Source organism: Carnobacterium sp., assembly GCF_032094055.1.
Lineage (GTDB): Bacteria > Bacillota > Bacilli > Lactobacillales > Carnobacteriaceae > Carnobacterium_A.
Window position 1 is genome coordinate 1 of record NZ_DAMDAK010000047.1, and the last position, 7,777, is coordinate 7,777.

The following is a 7,777-nucleotide window of genomic DNA, read 5'->3' on the forward strand; positions in this document are numbered from 1 at the left end:
GTGCAGTTGCTTTTCCATCCCAGCCATATCGTTTAGCAATACGATAACTAAGATAAGATACGCTAATTGAGTGTTCTAGACGTGTCGTGAAATGATGCTGTGTGTAGTCATTCAGCTTTTGAACTTCTTCGCGATTAAGCAAGTCTTCAATTAAAGCAACGTATTCTAAGTCTTGTTTCCATTTTGGTTCGATCATTCAAAGACTTCCTTTTTTATGAGTTTAGGTCGTTTACCCGACTTGCCACTAGCATACACTTTTTCTTACTGTATTAAAAGTAGAATGTTTCCGTTTTATCCTAAAAGAAAGAATCTTAATAATTTAGACATAATTAGGTAATGTTTTTTCTCTTTAAGCGACGTTATTGGTTATTTTGTTAAAGCAAACATCAGAATTCCGGCTGCAACTGCTACATTTAATGATTCAGCTTGTCCTTTTATAGGGATATAGAGATTTTTTGTCGTTTTCTCTAATAATTCTTTGTTCATTCCATTTCCTTCATTACCCATCACTACAGCAAAAACAGGTTGGGGCTGGACCTCACGATAACTAACCGCTGCTTCATTTAATTCTGTACCATAGACGGGGATATTTCCTTTATGAAACAAATCAAACCAATCCATTAAATCTCCTTGAAAAATAGGTAAATGAAAATGACTGCCTTGCATAGAGCGAATCACTTTACTGTTATATAAGTCAACTGTTCCTTTACCTAATACTACCCCGCCGAAACCAGCTGCATCAGCTGTACGAATCATCGTTCCCAAGTTGCCTGGATCTTGAACGTTATCTAAGAATAAGTAAGGCTTGTCTAAAATAGGTGTTTCAGGCACGCTTTCTTTTTCTACCACTGCAAAAATTCCTTGTGGTGTTTCTGTTTCACTCAATTGTTTAGAAATGTCACGCGATACAAGAACTGTTTTTTCGTCTAAATCAGGGATTTTTTCAGAGTCTCTATTGTCTTCACTAATAATCAATTCTAGAATAACTGCATTATTTTTGCTTGCCTCATCGATTAAATGAAACCCTTCAATTAAGTAAGCAGCCGCTTTTTCACGACCTTTTTTTGTTTGTAATTTTTTCCATTGCTTCACACGTTCATTTTTAGCTGATACAATTTTTTCCATTATTTTATTATCCTCCAATTGCCCCTATCTGTTTGCTCTTTCATTGTACTAAAAAAACCTCTCTTTTTATAGAGAGGTTTCTCGTTTTGGTTACATTCCTAGATAAGATGCTGGATCAACGCGAGTGCCATTTACATATACTTCAAAGTGCAAATGAATGCCTGTTGCCGAACCTGTCATTCCCATAGTCCCAAGATGTTGTCCTTGAGAAACTTTTTGTCCAGGAGCAACAGCTAAACTGCCTGAAACCATATGCGCATATAGCGTTTCCACTCCATTACCATGGTTGATTTTAACATAATTTCCCCAACCAGAATCATAACCAGCTATTTCAACCGTACCGCTTTGAGCTGCTACGATTGGACCGCTTCCGCCAAAATCTATCCCGCCATGCAATTTATGTTCTCCTGTAATCGGATGGATCCGGTAACCAAAAGGTGAAGTGGTTACACCATTACTTGGACGAATGAATCCAGAACTGCTGGACGCCTTTGGTGTAACATCTGCTGATTTATTCTCAGTTTGTGTGTCATTTGAAGCAACTTGCCTCTGTTCTGCTTGTTTTTCTTGTTCTGCAGCTTGTTGGGCAGCCTTTTCTGAAGCTTCTTTAGCAGCCGCTTGCCGCGCCTGTTCTTCTTCAACAATACGTTGACGTTCTTGTTGAAGCTCTTTAGATAACACACTTGTTTGAGTGGCAATCACTTGCTGTTCTTTCACAAAAGAATTTTTTTCAGATTCTGTCATATCGTATTGAGCAGCTAATTGGATAATTTTATCATCCATTTCAGCTTTTTGAGTGACCAAATTATTCTTAGCCACCTCAATTTCACTCTTTAAGCTTTCAATGGCTACTTTTTCTTCCTCAGCCTTTTTTTCATTCACTTCTAATTTTTTTTGATCATTTTGTTGTTCCATTACAATATCTTTATTAGCGGTGACCAATTGACTGATTATGCCGACACGGCCGATCAAATCAGAAAGGCTTTCTGATGAAATAATCATTTCTATCATATTAGAAGATCTTGCATCTGTTTGTACTACCCGTGCTTGATTTTCCAGCTTTTCTTCACGTTGCGCAATCAATTCTTTTAAAGCTTCAATTTCTTTTTGTAATTTTTCGATTTTTACTTTTGAATCAGCTAACTTCTTTTCCTGCTCATGTAGTTTAAGAACCACTTCGTCAATCTTTGTTTGCAGCTGCTTGACATCGCCCTCAAGATCAGCTTTTTGGGTCTCTAAATTATTTAATGTATCTTCTTGTTTTTTTATTTTACTATTTAAATCATTTGATTTTGATTCCAGCTCTTGTTTTTGTTTTTCTAATTCTTGAACACTTTCTGCTTTAACAAGTGTCGGCATCGCGAATGGACTCGCAAATATCATTGTTGCAATCAATCCTGTAGTTAATTTCTTTTTCAAAGCGAACCTCCTGTAAATATAAAAATAAATCGATGTTGTACTTTTTCTCAACTTAAAAAGTATATCATGGAAAGACTAAACTGACGATGCTATTCTGGTAACAAATTCCCGTTACTATTACAATCAGATTACATAACAGATGGCTATTTAATCTAATTCCTTTGTTTTTACCATTTCTTTTATTTTCATCTTTGACGTGTTGTTCTAGAGTGATATAATTTAAGCGGTATCATTTTTTGAAACAAGTTAAGTTAGGTGAAATAAAAAAATCAAAAGGAGCTTAAAAATGCATTCAAAAGGTAAAAAAATCATAATTTCAGTCGTATTGGCACTATTTTTATTCGGCAGCGGCATTGCACTTTATCAGCATAATATAAAAGTACAGGCAGAAGAAGCTCATGAAGAACTGCAAAGATCACTACATGTAGCAGAAAAAAACATGAATGCCTTATACTTAGATGAGAAAAAAGAATGGTTGAGCGATTCAATCTCTGATAAGAAAATCAAAGAAGCTGAACTTTCTATAGAGGCTGTAACAGCTTCAAATTTAAGTAAAGAGGAACAACTAACACTAGACACAATTACTGAACAAGTACAAGACGCAAAATCCATGTTTGGTATCCAATCTTCAATAAATAAGAAGTTTAACAATGAGATGATCACAAAGGATACAATTGAATTTTCTGATGAAGAAAAAGAATTATCTCTGTTGAAAAAGAATAAGCCAGCTTTTGTTAAAAAAATGAATGAGATCATTGAACAAAGCAAACAACAAATTGAAATAAAACAAGCACTTGTTAAACTGTTTTCAGATTATGATCAGTTTGAAGTGAAACCAGAAGTCTCCCGTTCTGATTATGAAAGTTTAAAAAATAAAGCTGACTCTTTATCCAGCGAGACATTTAAAACCAGCCTTACTGAGCATTTTGATGCCATTCAAACTGCATTGAAAGAACGCGAAGCTAAAGAAAAAGAAGAACGAATTCAAAAAGAGAAAGAGGAACAGGAACAATTAGAACAAGAAAAGCAAAAAAAAGAGCTTGAAAGTAAAGCTGCTAAAGAAGAAGAACATCAGCAATCTGCGAATGCTGATGTTAGTGCTTCAAGCTCCGTTTCCGATGTAGATAATGAAGATAGCGGAAACAGCCAAGATGCAGCTAATTCGTCATCCGATTCAGCTGCAGCATCAAGTCAAACAGTACCTGCTCAACAAACGGGAATCGAAGGACTGATTGCAAGCTCACAAACCAGTCAATCTACTGATCAAATACTTGGAGTGGTGGCAAATGGTTCAAGTTCGACAGTCTATTTATTTGAAAAAAACGGCAGTCAATGGGAGACGGTGCTTTCTATTCCAGGTCGTGTAGGCTACAACGGTGTAGGGAGTTCATATGAAGGTTCCGGTCGCACGCCAAAAGGTGCATATCAATTAGGTTTTGCTTTTGGGACAGGTCCGAATCCTGGAACCAATCTTGCTTATAAACAAATTACCGGAAACTCTTATTGGATCAGCAATCCAGATGATTCTCAATACAATACTTGGCAAGAACGTTCTAGCTCCAGTTCTTTAGATGAGCATATGAGCGACTACCCAACCCAATATAAATACGGAATCACACTAAACTACAATAATGGTGTTAACGGCGGAAGTGCCTTTTTCGTCCATGTCAACGGAAACGGCGCAACAGCTGGCTGTATATCTGTTTCTGAATCAACTATGTTGTAGTTAATGCAACACATTAGAAACGGCGCTTATATTATCAATGTAAACAGTGAAGCTGAATTAGCACATTATTAAGTGACTGCTTATATTGAAATAAACAGTAGTGATTTTTACTTCTAACACAGGCTTAAACCTCTCTATACTGAAAGACTCTTGATCACCCATTTTAGGGAATCAAGAGTCTTTTATATATATTGTTTACTGAATAATTGAGATTTACAGTTGGTTTCGTTTCTTCTCTTCTTTTACGTAAAAGGACCTTGGTTACTTTAAGGCCTTTTCTTGGTGTCACTTATTTTTTCTTACATCTTTACTTTTACTTGGCTTCCTTGTGAAGACTTCGTTACATCGATATGAACCGGTATACGCATTTTTAATTCTTCAACATGGGAAATAATACCGACTAACCGCCCTCTTTGATTTAACTCAAACAATGTTTCAATGGCACTATCTAAAGAATCCGAATCTAACGTCCCAAAACCTTCATCAATAAATAAAGTATCCACACTGACTCCGCCGCTATGGTTTTGAATGACATCACTTAAACCCAAAGCCAAGGCTAATGAGGCTTTAAAACTCTCACCACCCGAAAGTGTCCGAACACTCCTTGTTTTGCCTGTATAATTATCGAACACGTCCAAATCAAGGCCTTTTGCTCCTGTTCCTTTAACTTTTTCTTCACGTCGCAATAAAGAGTACCGATTATTGGTCATTTGTGTGAAACGTAAATTTGCTGCAAGAATGATTTCTTCAAAATAGATAGCTAAAACGTATCGTTCAAATGATACATAATCGGTTTCTTTGGAACCATTAGCTAATTCAGTTAGTTCATTATACAAACAATAATTTTCCAATTGTATTTGTTTAGCAGCATAATTTTTACTGATTTCTGTTTTTGCCATTTCGTAATTTTTTACGATTCCAATTAACTCTTGGTATTTTTCTGTTAGTTCCGTCACTTCTTTTTCTTTTTCCTGGTTTTCCAGTTGGTACTCTTCAATTGAACGGCTGTCTTTTCTTGCAGTTATTTTTTCTTTTTGTTTTTGATAGTTTTCCTGGTTGACCCAAACTTTTTGGTCATAGTTGCTCACTTCTTCTGTTAGCACCTGTACTTGTCCAGCCTCTAATAAATGTTCTTCAAATGCCTCATTCAACTTGACTGCTTCTAATTGTTTTTCAAATTCACCAGTCGCCACTGCATACCGGTCCGAAAGGTTATTGAGTTGAGTCTCAAAAGAATGTAGACTTGTTCGATATTGCGTTTCTAGTTTTTCCAGTGCAACTGTTTCATCTTGCTGCGTTTTGTAATCCGTTTCGATCCGCTGAATTTCCTCTGTCAACTGCAAGAGATTTTCTTGTACTTGTTTAAGTTCTTTATATGTTAACTGATTCTGCATTTTTTGTATTTCTTCAGTTATTTCTTGAATTCTCTTATCGTTAGTTTGACAAGTAAAACTTAAGTCTTGGATAGCTGTCTCCAACTGGCGTTCTGTCTGTTGAATACTCTCTGCTTGTTGTTGAAAATCTCCTTCTTGTTCAATCAGTTGCTCTAGCCGCTCAATTTCAGCAGTCAGCTTGGTTCTTTCTGTATTTAATGCTGCCAGTTCAGTCTGCACCTGTTTTAATGTTTCAGCTGCTTCGCTGTGATGTAGTTCTAGCACTTGTTCGTATTCTTGGATTCGTTCATTTAAGTGACGGACTTCATTAGAAACTGCATTATATTCTTGGTACTTTTGATTTTTTGCTTCTTCTAGTGCCTCTAATTGTTCTTGTGATCCCGTATCTTCCGCTAACATTGCCGGGTCAGGGTGGTGTACCGAACCGCAAACTGGACAAGCCGAATCTTTTTCCAATTCATGAGCCAATATACCTGCGATATTCCGATTGTATGCTAAGCGTTGTTGTTTGTATTTTTCTTCGATAGCTTGATAGGCTGACTCTGTTTCCTTGAATAAAGTTAACTTCGTTTCTTTTTGTTCTAAAGTTCGAACGACTTCTTTAACCGTCTTTTGCTTAGCAGTTAAAATAGCATTTTTCTCTTGTAATTCATTTGCATGTTTTTGTTTTTCCAAAATTTGGATTCTTGCTTGATGAATTTCCATTAATTGCCGTTTATTTTCTTCTAATTGATCTTTGTACTCCGTCAATTGTGCTGTTTGTTTTTCTATCTTTAGTTGATGGCGTTGATTCTCTTCTTCAAAAGCTGTTGCTTGGCTTTCTTTTGCTTCGATTGCTTTTATCGTCAGCTCTTCTTGTTTTAATTGATTGATTGCTTCTCTTTTTTCCGGTAAAAGCAAGTAGTCTTTTTCAGCTGCTACACGATCTTTTTTATTTTCTTCAAGTGCGCTCACTGTTTCTGCCAAAGCTTGTCTGTCTAATTCTAATTGCTGCTGAACAGTTTCTTTGTCTTTTAAAGCTTTTTCTTGATCTATTTTGTATCCCTTTAATTTTTGTGCTTTTTCATGCAGTTCGATGCTTAAACGCTTTTGATTTATCTCTGCTTCTAAATCAGTTAATTGTTTTTTTACTTGTTTTAATTGAGCCAGTTCGGTCAGTCCGTCTATTTGTTCTTGATTCTGCTGCATTTTTTTGCGCGATTGGTCCATTTCAATTGTATAGTATTGAATTTTATCCTGATAAACGGTCAAGGAATTTTCCAATTCATCTACTAAACGTGTGATATCCAATAACTGAATGGCTTCAGCTAACGATTCATTTTCCTGTGGTTGAATCATACCTACGAATTGTTCCAGCATTTTATTGCTTTGTTCAACTTCTGCTCTCAAGCGACGCGCTTCTTCTTTTAAATTTGATTGGAAAGCCTTAATCGTATCCGTTTGAAAAATATTCCGAAATATTTTTTCTTTATCTGCACTATTAGATTCCAGCATTTTTTTGAATTCACCTTGAGGCAGCATCACAATTTGTTTAAACTGTTCATAAGAAAGTGACAGCAAATCTTGTATTTCTTTATTTGCTTCATTTATTTTAGTCGTTACATTTGTACCGTGAATAAATTCAACTTCCGGACTGTATTTTTTTATTCTGTGTTTTCCTGGTCCCATTTGAGCGGGCGTACGTTTAATATAATATTTTTTCCCAGCCAATTCAAATTCCAACTCAACGTAGCAAAGAACCTCATCTGAAGCAAATTGTGATTTAAACGAGTCTTTGCTACGACTTGTCCCACTGGCATCATCATACAAAGCATAAGCAATCGCATCAAAAATGGTTGTTTTACCAGCACCGGTTGGTCCACTTACCAAAAAAAGTGTGTTTTGATTAAATTGAGTAAAATCAATTGCTACTTTATCTTTATAAGGGCCAAAGGCATTCATGACTAACTTTAACGGTCTCATCTTATTCTTCCCTTCCAATTTCATGAAGCATTTTTTCAACAATTTCTTTGCGGTCAGGGTCTAATTCTTTTTGTTTATACTGCTGATAGAAATCACTAAAAAGATCCTGCAAAGGGATTTCTTTCAAACGTGCTTGATCATGGGTCAAGTG

Annotated in this window: 4 protein-coding genes and 1 pseudogene; 1 reads left to right on the forward strand and 4 read right to left on the reverse strand. The window is 35.9% G+C overall.

The window, feature by feature from the left end; genetic code table 11:
- The 3 genes and pseudogenes from RT405_RS08315 to RT405_RS08325 form a co-directional block, all read right to left on the reverse strand.
- Nucleotides 1–196, reverse strand: a pseudogene (locus RT405_RS08315) (hydrolase); the annotation flags it as partial.
- A 170-nt stretch (nucleotides 197–366) separates the two neighbouring features.
- Nucleotides 367–1,125 (reverse strand): RNA methyltransferase, encoded by a 759-nt coding sequence (locus RT405_RS08320; RefSeq protein WP_313469058.1) that lies wholly within the window; start codon nucleotides 1,123–1,125, stop codon nucleotides 367–369.
- A gap of 90 nt (nucleotides 1,126–1,215) precedes the next feature.
- On the reverse strand, nucleotides 1,216–2,544 hold the full coding sequence (locus RT405_RS08325) for a peptidoglycan DD-metalloendopeptidase family protein (RefSeq protein WP_313469059.1): 1,329 nt from the start codon (nucleotides 2,542–2,544) through the stop codon (nucleotides 1,216–1,218).
- 286 nt (nucleotides 2,545–2,830) lie between these two features.
- Between RT405_RS08325 and RT405_RS08330 the strand changes: the two genes are divergently transcribed.
- Nucleotides 2,831–4,270: a L,D-transpeptidase family protein gene (locus tag RT405_RS08330; RefSeq protein WP_313469060.1), complete on the forward strand. Its 1,440-nt coding sequence runs from the start codon at nucleotides 2,831–2,833 to the stop codon at nucleotides 4,268–4,270.
- A 299-nt stretch (nucleotides 4,271–4,569) separates the two neighbouring features.
- On the opposite strand, the gene RT405_RS08335 is transcribed toward RT405_RS08330, so the two are convergent.
- Nucleotides 4,570–7,626 (reverse strand): SMC family ATPase, encoded by a 3,057-nt coding sequence (locus tag RT405_RS08335; RefSeq protein WP_313469061.1) that lies wholly within the window; start codon nucleotides 7,624–7,626, stop codon nucleotides 4,570–4,572.
- Between the last annotated feature and the right edge of the window lie 151 nt (nucleotides 7,627–7,777).